General features: G+C 43.0%; 13 protein-coding genes. 12 read left to right on the top strand and 1 reads right to left on the bottom strand.

Translation table 11 applies throughout. The features are described from left to right. Positions 1-211 precede the first annotated feature (211 nt). The 7 genes from rpoB (at position 212) to DXC04_RS10410 (ending at position 13,511) form a co-directional block, all read left to right on the top strand. Entirely contained in the window at positions 212-4,075 is a 3,864-nt protein-coding gene (gene rpoB, locus DXC04_RS10440; protein WP_118660961.1) for a DNA-directed RNA polymerase subunit beta, read from the top strand. A 14-nt stretch (positions 4,076-4,089) separates the two neighbouring features. Beyond that, on the top strand, positions 4,090-7,758 hold the full coding sequence (gene rpoC / locus DXC04_RS10435; RefSeq protein ID WP_118660960.1) for a DNA-directed RNA polymerase subunit beta': 3,669 nt from the start codon (positions 4,090-4,092) through the stop codon (positions 7,756-7,758). Between the two features lie 314 nt (positions 7,759-8,072). Further along, a complete protein-coding gene (locus DXC04_RS10430; protein WP_117538329.1) occupies positions 8,073-8,774 on the top strand; it encodes an L-ribulose-5-phosphate 4-epimerase in 702 nt (233 codons plus the stop codon). After that, a complete protein-coding gene (locus DXC04_RS10425) occupies positions 8,775-10,376 on the top strand; it encodes a xylulokinase (protein WP_118660959.1) in 1,602 nt (533 codons plus the stop codon). It abuts the gene before it with no gap. 157 nt (positions 10,377-10,533) lie between these two features. After that, positions 10,534-10,713: a hypothetical protein gene (locus tag DXC04_RS10420; protein ID WP_021860189.1), complete on the top strand. Its 180-nt coding sequence runs from the start codon at positions 10,534-10,536 to the stop codon at positions 10,711-10,713. A 163-nt stretch (positions 10,714-10,876) separates the two neighbouring features. Then, the gene (locus tag DXC04_RS10415; RefSeq protein ID WP_118660958.1) at positions 10,877-12,385 is read left to right on the top strand and encodes an FGGY-family carbohydrate kinase; all 1,509 of its coding nucleotides are present in this window, start codon (positions 10,877-10,879) and stop codon (positions 12,383-12,385) included. 37 nt (positions 12,386-12,422) lie between these two features. Further along, the gene (locus DXC04_RS10410) at positions 12,423-13,511 is read left to right on the top strand and encodes an alcohol dehydrogenase catalytic domain-containing protein (RefSeq protein ID WP_118660957.1); all 1,089 of its coding nucleotides are present in this window, start codon (positions 12,423-12,425) and stop codon (positions 13,509-13,511) included. Between the two features lie 154 nt (positions 13,512-13,665). Here DXC04_RS10410 and DXC04_RS10405 read toward each other — a convergent pair whose 3' ends face one another. Then, positions 13,666-14,286: a YesL family protein gene (locus DXC04_RS10405; RefSeq protein ID WP_021860186.1), complete on the bottom strand. Its 621-nt coding sequence runs from the start codon at positions 14,284-14,286 to the stop codon at positions 13,666-13,668. Between the two features lie 306 nt (positions 14,287-14,592). On the opposite strand from DXC04_RS10405, the gene DXC04_RS10400 reads away from it, so the two are divergent. The 5 genes from DXC04_RS10400 (at position 14,593) to DXC04_RS10380 (ending at position 20,314) form a co-directional block, all read left to right on the top strand. Beyond that, positions 14,593-16,020, top strand: a complete 1,428-nt coding sequence (locus DXC04_RS10400; RefSeq protein WP_021860185.1) for an ABC transporter substrate-binding protein — start codon at positions 14,593-14,595, stop codon at positions 16,018-16,020. 191 nt (positions 16,021-16,211) lie between these two features. Further along, positions 16,212-17,147 (top strand): carbohydrate ABC transporter permease, encoded by a 936-nt coding sequence (locus DXC04_RS10395; protein WP_021860184.1) that lies wholly within the window; start codon positions 16,212-16,214, stop codon positions 17,145-17,147. A gap of 48 nt (positions 17,148-17,195) precedes the next feature. After that, positions 17,196-18,020, top strand: a complete 825-nt coding sequence (locus DXC04_RS10390) for a carbohydrate ABC transporter permease (protein ID WP_021860183.1) — start codon at positions 17,196-17,198, stop codon at positions 18,018-18,020. 10 nt (positions 18,021-18,030) lie between these two features. After that, the gene (locus DXC04_RS10385; protein ID WP_021860182.1) at positions 18,031-19,188 is read left to right on the top strand and encodes an ABC transporter ATP-binding protein; all 1,158 of its coding nucleotides are present in this window, start codon (positions 18,031-18,033) and stop codon (positions 19,186-19,188) included. Positions 19,189-19,192: 4 nt separating this feature from the next. Beyond that, positions 19,193-20,314 (top strand): ABC transporter ATP-binding protein, encoded by a 1,122-nt coding sequence (locus DXC04_RS10380; RefSeq protein ID WP_118288735.1) that lies wholly within the window; start codon positions 19,193-19,195, stop codon positions 20,312-20,314. The last annotated feature ends 201 nt before the right edge of the window (positions 20,315-20,515 follow it).

Raw genomic sequence — 20,515 nt, 5'->3', positions numbered from 1 at the left:
ACGATGCCTCCTGTTATTTTGAAAAAAAGTTCAAATTGGGTATTGACAAGCTAAATATCGCTATGCTATAGTTAAAAATGCGCTATTGTGGAAAGTTATGCCATGATATTGCACAAAAACCAGTAAAATACGAAGGTTTTTGCCGGAATTTTCAATATTTAAGGGCATTCGTAAAGCCCGCCAAAAAATAAACGAGGAGTGAAACGTCAATATGGAGAAAAACAGAATTCGTCCTATCAAAAGCGGAAAAAGTTCACGTATGAGCTATTCCAGACAAAAAGAAGTGCTTCAGATGCCGAATTTGATCGAAGTCCAGAAAGATTCTTATCAGTGGTTCCTGGATGAAGGATTAAAAGAAGTATTTGATGACATTTCCCCAATCGCCGATTATAGCGGTCATCTCAGCCTGGAATTTGTAGATTTTACTTTATGCGAGAATGAAGTAAAATATACGATCGATGAGTGCAAAGAGCGTGACGCAACATATGCAGCACCGCTGAAAGTGAGAGTGAGACTCCACAACAAGGAGACAGACGAGATTAACGAGCATGAGATTTTCATGGGTGACCTGCCGTTAATGACTGCAACCGGAACATTTGTGATTAATGGTGCAGAGCGAGTAATCGTAAGTCAGCTCGTTCGTTCACCAGGTATTTATTATGCAATTTCACATGATAAAGTTGGTAAAAAACTGTATTCCGCTACTGTTATCCCGAACCGTGGTGCATGGCTGGAATATGAGACAGACTCCAATGACGTTTTCTATGTACGTGTAGACAGAACCAGAAAGGTGCCGATCACAGTATTGATTCGTGCACTTGGTGTCGGTACAAATCCGGAGATCCTGGAAGTGTTCGGTGAAGAGCCGAAGATCCTTGCAAGTTTCGAGAAAGATGCCGCTACCAATTATCAGGAAGGTCTTCTGGAATTATATAAGAAGATCCGCCCGGGCGAGCCGCTTGCAGTGGACAGTGCAGAGAGCCTGATCACAAGCATGTTCTTCAATCCGAGACGTTATGATCTGGCGAAAGTCGGACGTTATAAATTTAATAAAAAACTTCTGCTGAAAAATCGTATTTCAGGACAGATCCTTGCAGAGGACGTAGCAAGTGTTCTGACCGGAGAAGTGATCGCAGAAGCCGGAACTAAGGTTACAAGAGAGATTGCAGATGAGATCCAGAATGCAGCAGTTCCATATGTATGGATCGAGTTGCCGGAAGAGGACAGAAAAGTCAAAGTTCTGTCGAACCTGATGGTAGATCTTAAGACTGTTGTTGACATTGATCCGGCAGAGGTTGGGGTAACAGAACTTGTTTATTATCCGGTACTGGCTAATCTGTTAGAAGAGTCAGCAGGAGACATTGATGAATTAAAAGACGCGATCAGAAGAGACATCCATGATCTGATCCCGAAACATATCACAAAAGAAGATATTTTTGCGTCTATCAACTATAATATGCATCTGGAATATGGACTTGGAAATGATGATGATATCGACCACCTCGGAAACAGACGTATCCGTGCTGTCGGTGAGTTGCTTCAGAACCAGTACAGAATCGGTCTTTCAAGACTGGAGAGAGTTGTACGTGAGCGTATGACAACACAGGATCTGGAAGGTATTTCACCACAGTCCCTGATCAACATCAAACCAGTAACAGCAGCAGTAAAAGAATTCTTTGGTTCTTCTCAGCTGTCACAGTTCATGAATCAGAACAACCCGTTAGGTGAGCTGACACATAAGAGACGTCTGTCAGCCCTTGGACCGGGTGGTCTGTCAAGAGACCGTGCCGGATTCGAGGTTCGAGATGTTCACTACTCCCATTACGGAAGAATGTGTCCGATTGAGACACCTGAAGGCCCGAATATCGGTCTGATCAACTCTCTTGCAAGTTATGCAAGAATCAATCAGTATGGATTCGTTGAGGCTCCGTACCGTAAGATTGATCACTCCGATCCGGAAAATCCGCGTGTAACAGACGAAGTTGTTTATATGACAGCGGATGAAGAAGATAACTACCATGTAGCACAGGCGAATGAACAGCTGGATGCAGAAGGACATTTTGTTCGTAAGAATGTATCCGGTCGTTATCGTGAAGAGACACAGGAATATGAGAGAAAAATGTTCGATTACATGGATGTTTCTCCTAAGATGGTATTCTCTGTAGCTACAGCCTTGATTCCTTTCCTGGAGAATGATGATGCGAACCGTGCGCTGATGGGATCCAACATGCAGCGTCAGGCAGTACCGCTTCTTATTACAGAGGCTCCTGTAGTCGGAACCGGTATGGAAGAGAAGACAGCCGTTGACTCCGGAGTATGTGTTGTTGCTGAAGAAGGCGGTATCGTAGAGAGATCTACATCCACAGAGATTCAGATTAAGCAGGATGACGGAAAACTCAGAAAATATAAACTGACGAAGTTCCAGCGAAGCAACCAGAGCAACTGCTACAACCAGAGAGCAATCGTGTTCAAAGGTGACAGAGTAGAAGCCGGAGACGTTATCGCAGACGGACCGTCTACATCAAACGGTGAACTTGCGTTAGGTAAGAACCCATTGATCGGATTTATGACCTGGGAAGGTTATAACTACGAGGATGCGGTACTCTTAAGTGAAAGACTTGTACAGGATGATGTATATACATCCGTTCATATTGAAGAATACGAAGCAGAAGCACGTGATACAAAACTCGGACCGGAAGAGATCACAAGAGATATTCCGGGAGTTGGAGATGAAGCTCTGAAAGATCTGGATGACAGAGGAATCATCCGCATTGGTGCAGAAGTGCGTGCCGGTGATATCCTGGTCGGAAAAGTAACTCCGAAGGGAGAGACAGAACTGACAGCAGAAGAGAGACTTCTTCGTGCGATCTTCGGTGAAAAAGCACGTGAAGTACGTGATACATCTCTGAAAGTACCACATGGTGAATACGGAATTGTTGTAGATGCGAAAGTATTTACAAGAGAGAACGGTGACGAGATGTCACCTGGTGTAAATCAGTCCGTTCGTATTTACATTGCACAGAAGAGAAAGATCTCCGGTGGAGATAAGATGGCTGGTCGTCATGGTAACAAGGGTGTCGTTTCTCGTGTACTTCCTGTAGAAGATATGCCATTCCTGCCAAACGGACGTCCGCTTGACATCGTGCTGAACCCACTGGGTGTACCATCACGTATGAACATCGGACAGGTATTGGAGATTCACTTGTCCCTGGCAGCAAAAGCACTTGGATTTAACATTGCGACACCGGTATTTGACGGTGCAAATGAGAATGATATTATGGATACTCTTGATCTGGCTAATGACTATGTCAACTTAAGCTGGGAAGAGTTCAAAGCAAAACACGAACAGGAACTCCTTCCGGAAGTCTTGGATTATCTGTATGAGAACAGAGACCACAGAAAACTGTGGAAGGGTGTACCGCTTTCAAGAGACGGTAAAGTACGTCTTCGTGATGGTAGAACAGGAGAGTTCTTCGACAGCCCGGTAACAATCGGACACATGCATTACCTGAAACTGCATCACCTGGTAGACGATAAGATCCACGCACGTTCAACGGGTCCTTACTCACTGGTTACACAGCAGCCATTAGGTGGTAAGGCACAGTTCGGTGGGCAGCGTTTCGGAGAGATGGAGGTTTGGGCACTGGAAGCTTATGGTGCATCTTATACTCTGCAGGAGATCCTGACAGTCAAATCCGATGATGTTATCGGTCGTGTGAAGACATACGAAGCGATCATCAAAGGTGAGAACATCCCTGAGCCAGGTATTCCGGAATCCTTCAAAGTATTGCTCAAAGAGTTACAGTCTCTCGGACTGGATGTGCGTGTACTGCGCGATGACAATACAGAAGTTGAGATCATGGAAACTTCAGAGATGGGTAATACAGATTTCCGCTCATTGATTGAAGGAGACAGAAGATACGGACAGGACGATGACTTCGGTAAACATGGATATACCGAACAGGAATTCCAGGGAGAAGAACTCGTTGATGTAGAAGAAGAGCCGGAAGAGGATGACTTCTCAATCGATTTTAATGAAACTGATGACTATGCATATGATGCAGATAACGAATAGAAAGGGGTGCCAGTATGCCAGAAAATACTAAGGAACAAACATTTCAGCCTATGACTTTTGATGCAATCAAAATCGGTTTGGCGTCACCTGAAAAGATTCTGGAATGGTCAAGGGGAGAAGTAACAAAACCGGAGACAATTAACTACAGAACTCTGAAACCGGAGAAAGATGGTTTGTTCTGCGAAAAGATTTTCGGACCAAGCAAAGACTGGGAATGCCACTGTGGTAAATATAAAAAGATCCGTTACAAAGGTGTCGTTTGTGACCGCTGTGGTGTAGAAGTTACAAAAGCAAGCGTACGACGTGAGCGTATGGGACACATTGCTCTTGCAGCTCCGGTATCCCATATCTGGTACTTCAAAGGAATCCCGAGCCGTATGGGACTGATCCTGGATCTGTCTCCAAGAACACTGGAGAAAGTTCTGTATTTCGCATCCTATATCGTGCTGGACAAAGGGGATACAGACCTTCAGTACAAACAGGTATTGTCTGAACAGGAATATCAGGAAGCAAGAGAAAAATGGGGAAGTGCTTTCCGAGTAGGTATGGGTGCTGAATCCGTACAGGAACTGCTGGAAGCAATCGACCTTGACAAAGAATACAATGAACTGACAGAAGGCTTACAGGGAGCTACCGGACAGAAACGTGCAAGAATCGTAAAACGTCTGGAAGTTGTAGAAGCTTTCCGTGAGTCCGGTAACAAACCAGAGTGGATGATCATGAATAACATTCCGGTCATCCCACCGGATCTGCGTCCGATGGTTCAGTTAGATGGTGGACGTTTTGCAACATCTGACTTGAATGATCTGTACAGAAGAATTATCAACAGAAATAACCGTCTGAAACGTCTGCTTGAGTTAGGCGCTCCGGACATTATCGTAAGAAACGAAAAGAGAATGTTACAGGAAGCAGTAGATGCACTGATCGACAACGGACGCCGTGGCCGTCCGGTTACAGGACCGGGTAACCGTGCTCTTAAGTCCCTCTCTGATATGCTGAAAGGTAAATCCGGACGTTTCCGTCAGAACCTGCTTGGTAAGCGTGTTGACTACTCCGGACGTTCCGTTATCGTCGTAGGACCGGAACTTAAGATTTACCAGTGCGGTCTTCCGAAAGAGATGGCGATCGAGCTGTTCAAACCATTTGTAATGAAAGAACTCGTTCAGAATGGAACTGCTCACAATATCAAAAATGCTAAGAAAATGGTAGAGAGACTTCAGCCGGAAGTATGGGATGTTCTGGAAGAAGTGATCAAAGAGCATCCGGTTATGTTAAACCGTGCCCCTACACTTCATCGACTGGGTATCCAGGCATTTGAGCCGATACTTGTAGAAGGTAAGGCGATCAAGCTTCATCCACTCGTATGTACCGCGTTCAACGCCGACTTCGATGGAGACCAGATGGCTGTACATCTTCCTCTGTCTGTAGAAGCACAGGCTGAGTGTCGTTTCCTTCTGCTCTCACCGAACAACTTACTGAAACCTTCCGATGGTGGACCGGTAGCTGTACCTTCACAGGATATGGTACTTGGTATTTACTATCTGACTCAGGAAAGACCTGGAGCGATCGGAGAAGGTAAGTTCTTCAAGAGCGTGAACGAAGCAATCCTGGCATATGAGAACCAGGTAATTACTCTGCACTCACGCATTAAAGTACGTGTAACAAAGACACTTGCCGACGGAACAGATAAGACAGCTACTGTTGAGTCTACACTGGGAAGATTTATCTTCAACGAAATCATTCCACAGGATCTTGGATTCGTAGATCGTGAAGTAGAAGGCAACGAACTGTTACTGGAGATTGATTTCCACGTAGGTAAGAAACAGTTAAAACAGATCCTTGAGAAAGTTATCAATACACATGGAGCAACTGCTACAGCAGAAGTTCTTGACCATGTAAAAGCAATCGGATACAAGTATTCTACAAGAGCTGCGATGACCGTATCTATTTCAGATATGACAGTACCGCCACAGAAACCAGAGATGATCCAGAAAGCACAGGATACAGTAGATAAGATCACAAAGAACTTCAAGCGTGGTCTGATCACAGAGGAAGAGCGTTACAAAGAAGTTGTTGAGACATGGAAGACAACTGACGATGCTCTGACACATGCCCTGCTGACAGGACTTGATAAATACAACAACATCTTCATGATGGCGGATTCCGGAGCTCGTGGATCTGACAAACAGATCAAACAGCTTGCCGGTATGCGTGGATTGATGGCAGATACAACCGGTCATACGATCGAGTTGCCTATCAAGTCAAACTTCCGTGAAGGTCTGGACGTATTGGAGTACTTCATGTCTGCGCATGGAGCACGTAAAGGACTTTCTGATACAGCCCTTCGTACAGCCGATTCAGGATACCTGACCAGACGTCTGGTTGATGTATCCCAGGAGCTTATCATCCACGAAGTAGACTGTGCACCGAAGGATGGTCCGATCCCTGGAATGTATGTACATGCATTCATGGATGGAAATGAAGAGATCGAGAGCCTCCAGGAGCGTATTACAGGACGTTACCTGTGCGAGGATATCGTAGATAAAGATGGCAATGTACTTGTTAAGAAGAACCATATGGTTACTCCGAAACGTGCAGAGCTGATCATGAAAAAAGGTGTCGATGAAAATGGTGAGACACTGAAGAAGATTAAGATCCGTACAATTTTAACATGCCGTTCACACAGCGGTATCTGTGCAAAATGTTACGGAGCCAACATGGCAACCGGTGAGCCGGTACAGGTTGGAGAGGCTGTTGGTATTATCGCTGCCCAGTCCATCGGTGAGCCTGGTACACAGCTTACTATGAGAACATTCCATACCGGTGGTGTAGCTGGTGGGGATATCACACAGGGACTTCCTCGTGTCGAGGAGCTTTTTGAGGCTAGAAAGCCGAAGGGACTTGCAATTATCACAGAGTTTGCAGGAACTGCAACAATCAGCGACACGAAGAAAAAACGTGAGATTGTCGTTACAAATGAAGAAACAGGAGAATCCAAAGCATATCTGATCCCTTACGGATCACGTATCAAAATATTAGACGGAGCAAAACTGGAAGCCGGTGATGAACTGACAGAAGGTAGTGTAAATCCTCATGATATCCTGAAGATCAAAGGACTCCGCGCCGTACAGGATTACATGATCCAGGAAGTACAGCGTGTATACCGTCTGCAGGGTGTTGAGATCAACGATAAGCATATCGAGGTTATCGTTCGTCAGATGCTGAAGAAGATCCGTATCGAAGAAGCAGGAGATACAGAATTCCTTCCGGGAACAAATGTAGACATTCTGGAATTTGAAGATACAAATGCAGCTCTGGAAGCAGAAGGCAAAGAGCCGGCAACCGGAGAACAGATCATGCTTGGTATTACAAAAGCATCCCTTGCTACAAACTCCTTCCTGTCAGCAGCATCCTTCCAGGAGACAACAAAAGTTCTGACAGAAGCAGCAATCAAGGGCAAGATCGATCCACTGGTAGGTCTGAAAGAGAACGTTATCATTGGTAAACACATCCCAGCCGGTACAGGTATGAGAAAATACCGTGATATTAAACTCGGTTCCGATTACGCATTAGATGATGAATTATCATTTGATGAAGGTGATGATATAGAAATTGGTGAGATGAATGACGTTGATGATATAACAGAAAATGTTGTAGAAGAAGACGGAGTTATAATCGAGTAATTCAGGAATCTAACAGAATAAAGAACAAAAAAGGAGCAGGAAGCGCAAGTTTCCTGCTCCTTTTTTGCATGCACCTTGCAGCGCACATCACTCATGGATGAGAGTTACTAATCAGCCCTAGTAGTGGGAAGGATACACATCCATGCTTGACTATTATCTGGTAGTTTGTGAAAACGAAAGAACCGCTGTATACGGAACCGTACTCAGATACTAAAATTAGTGATTATTGGCACATATTACCGAAAATCAGTTGAAAACATATAAAAATTAAGATATATTGACTATAGTAGACTTTAAGAACGGAGGACAATAGAATGTTAGAAGAACTGAAAAAGAAAGTGTACGAAGCCAATATGATGCTACCGAAGTATGGACTGGTTACATTTACCTGGGGTAACGTGAGCGGAATTGACAGAGAAAAAGGTCTTTTTGTAATCAAACCAAGCGGAGTAGAATACGATAAACTGACACCGGATGATATGGTAGTCGTTGATCTTCAGGGCAACAAAGTAGAAGGAAAATACAACCCTTCATCCGATACAGATACTCACATGGTATTATATAACCGTTTCCCGGATATCGGGGGAATCGTACATACCCATTCCCCGTGGGCTACAAGCTGGGCGCAGGCAGGAAGAGACATTCCATGCTACGGAACCACACATGCAGATTATCTGTATGGAGAAGTTCCATGTGTGCGCAATCTGACAAAAGAAGAGATTGAAGAAGCTTATGAAAAAAATACAGGTGTGCTGATCGCGGACGAGTTTGAAGCACGCGGAAAAGACTATATTGCAACACCGGCAGTTCTTTGTAAGAACCACGGTCCGTTTACATGGGGCAAAGATGCCAACGAAGCAGTGCACAACGCAGTAGTATTAGAAGAAGTTGCAAAGATGGCGTGCCGCTGTGAGCTGATCAATCCGGAAAATAAGCCGGCACCACAGGAACTGCAGGACAAGCATTATTACAGAAAACACGGAGCAAATGCATACTATGGACAGGGGGGACACTAGATGAACAAGGAGAATGTAAAAACATTGATTGAAACCGGAAAAGCAGTAGTAGGTATTGAACTCGGCTCGACAAGAATCAAAGCGGTTATGATCGATGAAAATCATCAGCCGGTAGCAACAGGAAGTTATGACTGGGAGAACAGACTGGACGGACATATCTGGACATACGATCTGGAAGACATCTGGAAAGGACTGAAAGCCAGCTATGCTAATATGGCGGCAGACGTAAAGGAAAAATACGGTACTGAGATCAAAAGCCTTGCCGGCATCGGATTCAGTGCAATGATGCACGGCTATATGGCATTTGACAAAGAAGGAACACTGCTCGTTCCATTCCGTACCTGGAGAAATACGATCACAGGACAGGCAGCAGAAGAGCTGACAGAACTATTCCAGTACAATATTCCGCAGAGATGGAGCATTGCACATCTGTATCAGGCGATTCTTAATAAAGAAGAACATGTGAAGGATGTGGCATATTTTACAACCTTATCCGGATATATTCACTGGCAGCTGACCGGTCAGAAGGTCTTAGGAGTCGGTGATGCATCCGGTATGTTCCCGATTGATCCGGCTACATCTGATTTCTACGATGGAATGATCGAAAAATTTGACAAACTTGTCGAAGACCGTGGATATAGCTGGAAACTCCGTGAAATCATGCCGAAAGTCCTCTGCGCAGGCGATGATGCAGGATGCCTGACAGAAGAAGGTGTCAAATTATTAGATCCGACCGGAACACTTCAGGCAGGAATTCCGGTGTGCCCGCCGGAAGGTGATGCCGGAACCGGTATGACTGCAACAAACAGTGTTGCAAAGAGAACCGGTAATGTATCTGCCGGAACATCTGTATTTGCTATGATCGTACTGGAAAAAGAACTTTCCAAAGTATATACGGAAATTGATATGGTAACAACACCATCCGGAAGTCCGGTGGCAATGGCACATGCGAATAACTGTACTTCTGATCTGAATGCATGGGTGAATATTTTTAAAGAGTATTCAGAAGCAATGGGCATGAAAGTAGATATGAATACATTGTTCGGAACATTATATAACAAAGCACTGGAAGGTGATGCTGACTGTGGTGGTCTGTTATCATATGGATATTATTCCGGTGAAAATATTATTCCGATTGATGAAGGCCGACCGGTATTTATTCGTACACCAAACAGTAAATTCAATCTTGCAAACTTTATGCGTACACATTTGTATGCGGCGCTCGGTGCACTCAAGATCGGAATGGATATCCTTGTAAAAGAAGAACATATTCAGATTGATAAGATCTTAGGACACGGCGGACTCTTTAAGACTCCGGGAGTTGGCCAGCGCATCATGGCAGCTGCAATGCAGGCTCCGGTTTCCGTAATGGAGACAGCTGGCGAAGGCGGTGCATGGGGAATTGCACTTCTGGCTGCATACGAAGTTGGAAAAGCAAACGGCGAGACGTTGGAAGACTATCTTGACAACAAAGTTTTTGCCGGAAATGAGGGCAGCAAGATGGAACCGGTGCCGGAAGATGTGGACGGATTCGAGAAATTTATAGAGCAATTTAAACAGGGATTAAGCGTAGAACAGGAAGCAATTGCTAAAATTAAATAAAAGCCAAAACACATTGATAAAAAAGTAACAAAAAATATGCTGAAAACAAAAAAAGATTGGAGCTTTTTGACATTTACGAAGAGTGCAGGCTGTGTTATTATACAATCAGAAAAAAGATAAACAAATTTTTAACAATCTAAAGTATGAGGTGACAAGTATGATGACATTAGTAGCAACAATTTTATCCGTTCTTTTTGTAGCAGCAGGAATTTATGTAATGGTTAGAGATTTTTACAACATTGGAGCAGCACTGGCATCAGGCATTACAGCATCAGGAGTTAAGGCAGATAAGAAAGCAACATCTGTTGAACTCAAACATGCATACGTTACAAGATAGTAGATGGCTAAAAATTAAAGATAGACATGCGTAGAACCTGACGGTAAATATCGTCAGGTTCTTTTTTTGTGTAAATGTGACAAAAGTCACGGAGGTGGAAAAATGTCATTGATATATTTGCACAAAGAATATATAATTGAAACAGGCAAAGGAGGACGTGAATATGGAACGGTATGTAATAGGACTCGATAATGGTGGTACATCGACCAAGGCTGCGATCTTTGATCTGACCGGAAAAGAGATTGCAACAGCCGGCAGATCAACGAAAGTGATCACACCAAAGTCAGGCTATACGGAAAGAGATATGGAAGAGCTTTGGCTTGCAAACTGTGACTGCATCAAGCGTGCGATCAATAAAGCGGGAATTAATGGCGAAGATGTTCTGGGTATTGCAGTGTGCGGTCACGGCAAAGGCTTATATCCTTGGGGCAAAGACGGCAAACCGGCATATAACGGAATTATTTCCACAGACAGCCGTGCGTGGAAATATCCGGAGAAATGGCATGAGAATGGTGTATATGAAGAGATCCATGACAGAACATGTCAGGAGATCATGGCATGCCAGCAGGTATCGTTACTTGCATGGTTTAAGGATCACCACAGAGATATTTACGATAATATCCAGTATGCATTTTCAGTAAAAGATTATGTAAGATTCAGACTGACTGGAGAGGCTTACAGTGAAGCAACGGATATTTCCGGATCAGGACTTATGAATGTCAGAGATGTCAGATTTGATAAAGATATTTTAGAGAAGATGGGAATCGGAGAAGTATATGATATGCTTCCGCCAATCCGTTATTCTTATGACCTGTGCGGTACGATTTCCAAAGAAGCATCTGAACTGACCGGACTTCCGGAAGGGACGGCAGTGGCAGGCGGTATGTTTGATATTGATGCCTGCGCAGTTGCGGTAGATGTTACATCACCGGACAGAATGTGTACGATCGCAGGTACATGGAGTATCAATGAATATATTGCAAAAGAGCCGGTTATGGATGGAACGATCGCCATGAACTCTCTGTTTGCAATGCCGGGATATTATCTCGTAGAAGAATGCAGTGCAACTTCATCCGGTAACCTGGAGTGGTATCTGGAGAACTGTATGGAGAATGAGAAGATTCCGGAAGGTGAAAATATCTACAGTGTAGTCAATGCAAAAGTAGCTTCCGTAAAACCGGAAGAATGTGATGTATATTTCCTTCCGTTCTTATATGGATCGAATGCACATCCACTTGGAAAGGGAGCATTTATCGGACTTACAACTTACCATAACAAAGCACATATGCTACGTGCGATTTATGAAGGTGTTGTATTTTCACATAAGACACATATTGAGAGGTTATTATTATCCAGAGAACGCCCGGAGGCAATTCGTATGGCGGGAGGTGCTGCAAATTCAGAAGTTTGGGTACAGATGTTTGCGGATATTTTAGGATTCCCGATTGAGACGGTAGATGCCAAAGAATTAGGTGCACTCGGATGTGGTATGGCAGCAGCGATCGCAGCTGGTGTATACAAGGATTATGAGGATGCGGCAAAACATATGGTACACGTATCAGGAAGAGTAGAACCGAATCCGCAGATGCATGAGATTTATCAGAAAAAATATGAGAAATATCATGCAGTGAGCAAAGCTCTCGATACTGTCTGGGGACAGTTTGAAGTATAACAAAAGATATATTTTTTAAGAAAGAGGTGTTTGTATTATGGCAACAAAAGGAAGTACTCCGAAAATAATGAAAGCGCTGGTAGCATATTCAAAAGACGATTATCGTTTTGAACCGGAATATCCAACACCGGAATGTGGACCGGACGACATTATCATCAAGACAGAGGCTTGCGGAATCTGTGCAGGTGATTTAAAGTGCAGCCACGGTGCAGCAATGTTCTGGGGAGATGATGTACAGCCATCATGGGTTAAACCACCATTTATTCCGGGACATGAATTCTTCGGAAGAATCGTTGAGATGGGTGAGAACGTAGAAGGATATGAGCTGGGCGACAGAATCATCGCAGACCAGATTGTTCCTTGCGGAAAATGCCGTTTCTGTAAAGACGGACATTACTGGATGTGCCAGCCACACGACATGCTCGGATTCCAGTCATACAACAACGGTGGTATGGCAGAGTATGTAAGATATCCTAAGAACTGTGTATTAAGCCGTGTACCGGAAGATATGTCTATCGAGCAGGCACTTCTGGTAGAGCCTTATGGATGTTCCAAACATGCAGTTGACCGTGGAAGCATCACAAACGAAGACGTAGTAGTTATCTCCGGAGCAGGTACTCTCGGACTTGGCATGATCACATACGCAAGAATGAAGAATCCAAAACTCTTAATCGTTCTGGATATGCAGGATGGAAGATTGGAGAAAGCAAAAGAATTTGGCGCTGACCTTGTATTCAACCCAGGAAAATGCGACGTTGACAAAGAGATCAAAGCTCTGACAGATGACTATGGATGCGACGTTTACATCGAAGCAACCGGACATCCTTCAAGCGTTATTCAGGGACTGACTGTAACACGTAAACTTGGACGTTTCGTAGAGTTCAGTGTATTTGGATCAGAGACAAAAGTTGACTGGTCTATCATCGGTGACCGTAAAGAACTGGATATCCTGGGATCACACTTAAGCCCGTATGCATATCCATTCGTAATCGAGAACATGATGAAAGGCAACTTAAAGACAGACGGTGTTGTATCCAGCATCTTCAAGATTGAAGAGTGGGAGAAAGCATTTGACTATGCATCAGGAAAATACGGCGACTTCAAAGTTGCATTCAAATTCGACTAATGCATCGTAGAAAATAAGATATCGTTTAGTTCCTTTCTAATAATAAGGACATTAAAAAATCTGTGTAAGCATAGCTTGCACAGATTTTTTGATGTCATAGTATCTGAAGAAATATGTCAGTGACAGTTCTTTGCGTGTAGTTACAATTCAGACTTTAACTTTCTTCGGTCATAGGTCTGTATTTTTTAAATACCTTCTCAAAAAGCACCAGCGTACTGTAAACGATAAGAGCCGGTCCGAACAGTACTACGAGCATTCTGGTGAGCAGGAAGCGGATAAATAAAAATCCTGCGATTCCATAGAATACCACTGCGATCAGTGTGACAGGTGCGTACATAAAAGCGAAGATAAATGCATTGAAAAATAACTCCTGTAACTTTCCGGAGAAATTCACCATTGTCGGATAGATCCAGATCACTACTAATAATAATGTAAGGAAAGCCATGCCGGAGATGACCATCAGTACCGTATGATAAGGAATACGTGCTGTCTGGAACAGGTAGGATGCCATACCGAAGATGGCACTGAATACTGCGGTGATCAGCCAGATCACAGTTCCTTTTTTCCAATATGTACGGAAACCGGTTTTGTAATTCCCGAAAACATGACTGTCACCGTTCATAAGCTTCGCTGCGCTGTAATGCATGGCGGCTGTCGAGGCACCGATGGTGACAACCGGGATACAGGCAATCAGCCAGATCAGATTTAAGAGTGTCAGGCGGCTTAGAAGAATTGCAAATTTCATAAAGCCACTGTCGTATTCAAATGCTTTCATGATGTATACCTCCAAAGTGTCCAATATGTTACTAATGATACACGAAAAGCGTATTTAAGGCAACTATAGTCATTTTTTTAGTGGATAAATAAAAATTTAACAAAAAAATCACCAAAAAAATGAAAAAATAGTGCAAAAACACCATGAATTTTTTGTGAAACATTACATATGTAAAACACCTGGACAAAAGTCAGCTTTGTGCTATAATAATATTAAACAATTTGTACAAAACGTTCAGGCAGGTAAACTGATACGTAAACAAAGTGTACAAAATTAAAATCCATAGAAAAGGGAGGAAAGAAAGGTATGAAAAAAAAGGTTATAAGCGCACTGTTATGTATGACAATGGTTGCTACAATGCTCGCTGGTTGTGGCGGATCCACAGGAAGTGATTCTTCTAAGAGTGACGCGCCGGACAAAGGAAAAGCCGAAGATTTCGACTGGCAGAACTACAAGGGAAAAACAATCAACGTAATGTTCAATGAGCACAACTACTCAAAAGCCGTTATCAAGAAGATCCCGGAATTTGAGAAGAAGACAGGAATTAAGGTTAAATATTCTTCTACACCAGAGTCTAACTACTTTGACAAGTTGAACACTTCTCTTAGCAGCCACTCAGGTGACACTGATGTTTACATGACAGGTGCTTATCAGGTTTGGGAGTATGCACCGGCTGGATACATGGAGCCATTGGATGACTACATTAACAATCCGGCTCTTACAGACAAAGATTACAACTATGATGATTTCATTCCAGGTGTTGTTGGGGCATTGAAATGGGATCTGACAGCTGGACACAAAGTTGGAAAAGGTTCTCAGTGGGCACTTCCAATGGGATGGGAATTAAACAACATTTCCTATAACAAGAAAGTATTAAAAGAAAAAGGAATCGCGGTTCCGAAGACAACAGATGACCTTCTGAAAGCTGCTAAAGCATTAAAGGGATTCAACGGATCCGGAACATATGGAATCGCAGTTCGTGGTACTCGTGAGTGGGCAACAATCCATCCTGGATATATGTCATTATTCGCAACATGGGGAGCTCAGGACTTTGCAATCGAAGATGGCAAGTTAGTATGTAAACTTGATTCTAAAGAAGCTATTGATATGACAGATTACTGGGTTAAACTTATCAAAGAAGGCGGATCTACTCAGTGGGCAAACGCTACATGGTATGAGTGTGGTAAAGACCTCGGAGCTAAGAAAGCAGCTATGATGTTTGATGCATCAAGTAACGCTTACTTCAACAACTACAAAGGCGCTTCTGCAGAATCCGGAAATATTGCATGGTCAACAGTTCCGCTTCCGGAAGGAAAGACAGATGCTGACGCTAAGACAAACCTCTGGATCTGGTCACTGGCTATGAACAAAGATTCTAAGAACAAAGAAGCAGCTTGGTACTTCATTCAGTACTTCACAAGCCCAGATTACATGCTTTGGTCAGGAACTGAAGGAGCTTCTCCGGATACTCCTCGTACATCTGTTATGAACAGTGATGAGTACAAATCTATCGTTGGTAAAGCAGATAACTATCTCGAGTCTATCGCAGCTCTTGAGAAGAACGCATCTATCTACTTCACACCACAGCCGTACTTCTTCGAGTGTACAACAAAATGGGCAGAGACTCTGCAGGATCTTGTAACAAGCAACAAGTACAAATCTACAGAGCAGGCTATGAAACAGCTGAAGAAAGATCTTGATAAGATCGTAGCTGACATTCAGATCGATGAATAATATTGGGAACGTTTAGATTATTTGTGATCGATGATTAATTGAGAGATTAAAAATTGAAGTACGAAATGGACATAATCGTACATATTAAGGGTTAGAGTCGAGGAGGGGTTACCTGACCCTCCTCGATTTTACTTTTGAAATTGTGAGAACTCCGTACCGGATGTTAAATATTTTTGATTGGAGGAACTAGGATGAAAGAACAGAATAAGAACAGTGCCGCTGCGAGTGAGCTGAATGTGGTGCCTTTTAAAACAAAAGCACTTCCGTATATGATTGTGGCACCTGCTCTAATCATTACTATAGGTATTATGATTCCTTTCGTAATGGCAATTTACTATTCACTTACAAACTTCTCTTTCAGAATGCCAACATATAGTTTTGTAGGATTAAGAAACTGGACACAGATTCTGGCATCGAAAGAATTCTTAAAAGCAACATGGGTAACAATTAAATATGCATTCTTTAGTACAGCAATTGAGATGGGATTAGGAATGGGGGTAGCAATTATCCTCAACAACCTGAACAACAGATTTTCAAAGATTATGAGAGTTGCATTGATCTTCCCGCTGATGGTTGCACCTGTAACAGCTACGATCATCTGGCAGTTGATGCTGAACAACTCCGTTGGTATTATCGAAAAATTCTTGAACATCTTTGGTATTGTCGGATTCCCTTGGGCAGCAAGTCCGAAGACTGCACTTATGACAGCAGTTATGATCGATGTATGGGTTAACACATCATTCTGTATGTTACTTGTACTTGCAGGTCTGCAGTCACTGCCGAAGTCACCATTCGAATCTGCTAAGATCGATGGAGGAAGTACAATGTTTAACTTCCGTAACCTGACACTGCCAATGTTAAAACCAAGTTTATATATTGCACTCCTGTTCAGATTGATGGCAGCATTACAGGAATATGCCGTTATCTTCGCTCTGACAAAGGGAGGCCCTGGAGATACACTTATGAACCTGTCACTGACCGCTTATCAGACAGGATTCCAGTTCCAGAAATTCGGATATGCACTTCCGTACATCCTGGTATTGTGGGTATTCATTAATATCATTGCAAAACAGATCGTTAAGAGACAGAGAGCTGCACAGAAACAGGCAGCAGGTCTGGAAGAATAACAGGTTACTGGAAAACAAGATTATTTTCACATAGAAAGGATGTTAAGCATGAGTACAGCTTCAAAAAGATTAGGCCGTATAGTTCAGAATGGACTTTTAGCCATATATTCAATATTTGCTCTGTTTCCGCTGATCTGGATGCTGATCCTGACATTTAAGTCAGATGCGGAGATGTATACAACAACATTTGTATTTACACCAACACTTGCAAACTACAAGGAAGTATTACTTCACACAGATTATATGAAATATATGTTAGATAGTTTGATCGTATCCGGAGGAGCAGTTTTGATTTCCGTACTTGCAGGTGTACCGGCAGCATATGCCCTTGCAAGATACAACTTCAAGAAGAAAGAAGATATCGCATTCCAGATTCTTTCTTTCAAATTCGCACCTGAGATCCTGGTAGTATTACCACTGTTCATGATCTATCAGAGATTAGGAATCTATGATTCTTACTTTGGACTGATCTGGGTATACCAATTAATCTCTATGCCGCTTCTGATCTGGGTAGTAAGAGGATACTTCGAAGATATTTCTGTTGAGATTGAGTATGCAGCCCAGGTAGACGGATATTCCTGGTATCAGATCTTCTTTAAGAACCTTGTACCACTTATCAAACCGGGTCTTGTATCCGCTGCGCTCCTTGCATTTATCTTCGCATGGAACAGTTTTACATTCCCGTTGATGCTTGGAGGTACAAACGTTCAGCCGATCACTGTAGCGATCACAAAGTTCCTTGGAACAGACAGTGCACACTATGGACAGCTTGCTGTAGCAGCAGCCGTATCCGCTCTGCCGGCAATCATTTTCGCACTGTGTATCCAGAAACATCTGGTTCGTGGTCTGAGTTTCGGTGCAGTAAAGGGATAGAGGTGAGAATATGTCAAGAATACAATTGGAAAATGTTACTAAAAAATTCGGAAAAGTTACAGCTCTTGATGGAGTAAGCCTGGATATCAAAGATAAAGAGTTCTTCGTATTGTTTGGACCTGCCGGTGCAGGAAAGACAACAATCCTGAACTGCATTGCCGGAATCCAGCTTCCGGAAGAGGGTGTGATCAAATTTGACGGAAAGGTTGAAAACCTGACTGATGCTGCACACAGAGATACAGCAATGGTATTTGAGAACTATGCATTGTATCCGCAGATGACAGTTTATGATAATATGGCATCTCCGCTTAGAAGCAAATTATACAAGAGAGATGAAGAATATATCAAAAAGAAAATTACAGAAGTTGCTGAGATGATGAAGATGGACTATCTGTTAGAGCGTCTTCCGAGTCAGTTGTCCAATGGACAGAAACAGCGTGTTGCCATGGGACGTGCACTTGTACGTTCTCCTAGAGTATATCTGATGGATGAGCCTTTGGCACATCTGGATGCAAAACTTCGTAACTCCATGCGTACTGAGTTAAAAGAGATCCAGGCAAACTTCGGAACAACATCTGTATACGTAACACATGACTTCATGGAAGCTATGTCACTTGGTGACAGAATTGCTATTATCAATGAGGGTAAAGTGGTTCAGGTTGGTACCGGAGATGAGATTTATTATATGCCATGTAACGAGTTCGTTGCAGAACTGATGGGTGATCCGGAGATCAATATCATCACCGGAGCAATCAAAAAAGCCGACGATACATATAAGTTCACGCTGGAAGCAAATGGAAAAGAATATGATCTTCCTCATGAGGATGATCTGTATGCAAAACTGGATGAACTTGGACTGGATCGCGTAGATATCGGTATGAGACCACAAAATCTTACTTATTCATTTGAGCCGAAGGAAGGCTATATGAAGTGTAGCGTTTACAGTTACGAAAGTATCGGTAACAAAGCCGTTATCGTAGCTGACGTAGAAGACGGACTGCAGCTTCGTATGATCGCACCGAACGGACTGACAGTTAAGATTGACCAGGATATATATGTAGATATGAAGTTAGATCATGCTATGTTCTTTGACGCAGAGACTCAGGAATATTTGACAAGATACAGAGAAGCGGCTGTGAAAGCGTTAGCAGCAGAACAGGAGGGATAAGAGTATGGCAGGATTAACTATCAAACATCTTTATAAACGTTATGACAATCAGGGTAAGAAGAAAAAAGGTGCAAAACCAAATGATTATGCGGTAAAAGATCTGAATCTTGTCGCTGAGCAGGGTGAATTTATCGCTTTCCTCGGACCTTCCGGATGTGGTAAGACAACAACGCTTCGTATGACAGCCGGTCTGGAGGACATCACAAAAGGAGAAATATACATCGGAGACACACTTGTAAATGATCTTCATCCGAAGGACAGACATATCGGTCTGGCGTTCGAAGATTATGCGATGTATCCGCCTCTTACCGTATATGATAATATTGCTTTCAACTTAAAAGCAAAAGGTGTAGACAAAGCAGAGATCGACAAACGTGTCCGTGAGATCGCACCACTCATGCAGTGTGATGACCTGCTTGACAAAATGCCGGTTAAATTATCCGGTGGACAGAAACAGCGTGTAAATATTGCTCGTGCGATTATCCGTCGTCCGGAACTGCTGCTCATGGATGAGCCACTTTCCCACTTGGATGGTAAAGCACGTCAGGCAATGCGTACAGAGATCAAACGTCTGATCAATGATATCAAATGTACAACGGTTTATGTAACACATGACCAGTTAGAGGCGATGTCGCTGGCAGATAAGATAGCGATCATCAACTTTGGTGTCCTTCAGCAGTATGGAACACCGGCAGAAGTATATGATGATCCGGTAAATGAATTCGTTGCATCCTTTATCGGTGAGCCTCCGATGAACATTATGGAGACAACGATTGTTGGAGACGGAGAGCACTTCTTCTTCACATTCGAAGACAGTAACCTGAAGATCCAGGTTCCGGAACGTTACTACAATGTAGTAAGCAATGGATTCAAATGTAAAATGGGTGTTCGTCCTATGGACGTTATGATTGGAGGAGAGCACTCCAAAGGAACACCGGAAGAGGTTGCAACATTTGAGAACCTCGGTGACGAGAGAAGAATTGGTATCCGTGTAGGAAAATCGCTTCTGATGATTATCACGGATGATGAGACAAGATATAAAGCCGGAGATATTATCAAACTGGAAGTTCGTGGAGAAAAAACACACTTGTTTGATATTGAGACCGGAGATCGTATCCGTGAATAGTTAGATGATATTATAATGCCAGGGACAAGAGAAAAGAGTTTCGTAGCTTTTAGGACTTTTGTGCCTGGCGTTATGTATAAATAGCAAAGTATACAAAAAGACTGCGCAGGGCAGATCTTTTTGATATAAGTGTATGTTTCAAGTATAGGAGGGAAAAAACATGAGCAATTTACCAGAGAAAATGAAAGCAATCGTTGCGTA

This window comes from Dorea sp. OM07-5 (assembly GCF_003481355.1).
Classification (GTDB): Bacteria; Bacillota; Clostridia; order Lachnospirales; family Lachnospiraceae; genus Dorea_D; species Dorea_D hominis.
Note: the sequence above shows the minus strand (reverse complement) of the source record. Positions and strands in the feature narration are given on the sequence as shown.

Excerpts from the sequence above, each read along its gene's own strand:
- DXC04_RS10430 (WP_117538329.1), top strand. The coding sequence starts at position 8,073 with ATGTTAGAAGAACTGAAAAAGAAAGTGTACGAAGCCAATATGATGCTA.
- rpoC (WP_118660960.1), top strand. The coding sequence starts at position 4,090 with ATGCCAGAAAATACTAAGGAACAAACATTTCAGCCTATGACTTTTGAT.
- DXC04_RS10420 (WP_021860189.1), top strand. The coding sequence starts at position 10,534 with ATGATGACATTAGTAGCAACAATTTTATCCGTTCTTTTTGTAGCAGCA.
- DXC04_RS10415 (WP_118660958.1), top strand. The coding sequence starts at position 10,877 with ATGGAACGGTATGTAATAGGACTCGATAATGGTGGTACATCGACCAAG.
- DXC04_RS10410 (WP_118660957.1), top strand. The coding sequence starts at position 12,423 with ATGGCAACAAAAGGAAGTACTCCGAAAATAATGAAAGCGCTGGTAGCA.
- DXC04_RS10425 (WP_118660959.1), top strand. The coding sequence starts at position 8,775 with ATGAACAAGGAGAATGTAAAAACATTGATTGAAACCGGAAAAGCAGTA.
- rpoB (WP_118660961.1), top strand. The coding sequence starts at position 212 with ATGGAGAAAAACAGAATTCGTCCTATCAAAAGCGGAAAAAGTTCACGT.
- DXC04_RS10385 (WP_021860182.1), top strand. The coding sequence starts at position 18,031 with ATGTCAAGAATACAATTGGAAAATGTTACTAAAAAATTCGGAAAAGTT.
- DXC04_RS10405 (WP_021860186.1), bottom strand. The coding sequence starts at position 14,286 with ATGAAAGCATTTGAATACGACAGTGGCTTTATGAAATTTGCAATTCTT.
- DXC04_RS10380 (WP_118288735.1), top strand. The coding sequence starts at position 19,193 with ATGGCAGGATTAACTATCAAACATCTTTATAAACGTTATGACAATCAG.
- DXC04_RS10395 (WP_021860184.1), top strand. The coding sequence starts at position 16,212 with ATGAAAGAACAGAATAAGAACAGTGCCGCTGCGAGTGAGCTGAATGTG.
- DXC04_RS10400 (WP_021860185.1), top strand. The coding sequence starts at position 14,593 with ATGAAAAAAAAGGTTATAAGCGCACTGTTATGTATGACAATGGTTGCT.
- DXC04_RS10390 (WP_021860183.1), top strand. The coding sequence starts at position 17,196 with ATGAGTACAGCTTCAAAAAGATTAGGCCGTATAGTTCAGAATGGACTT.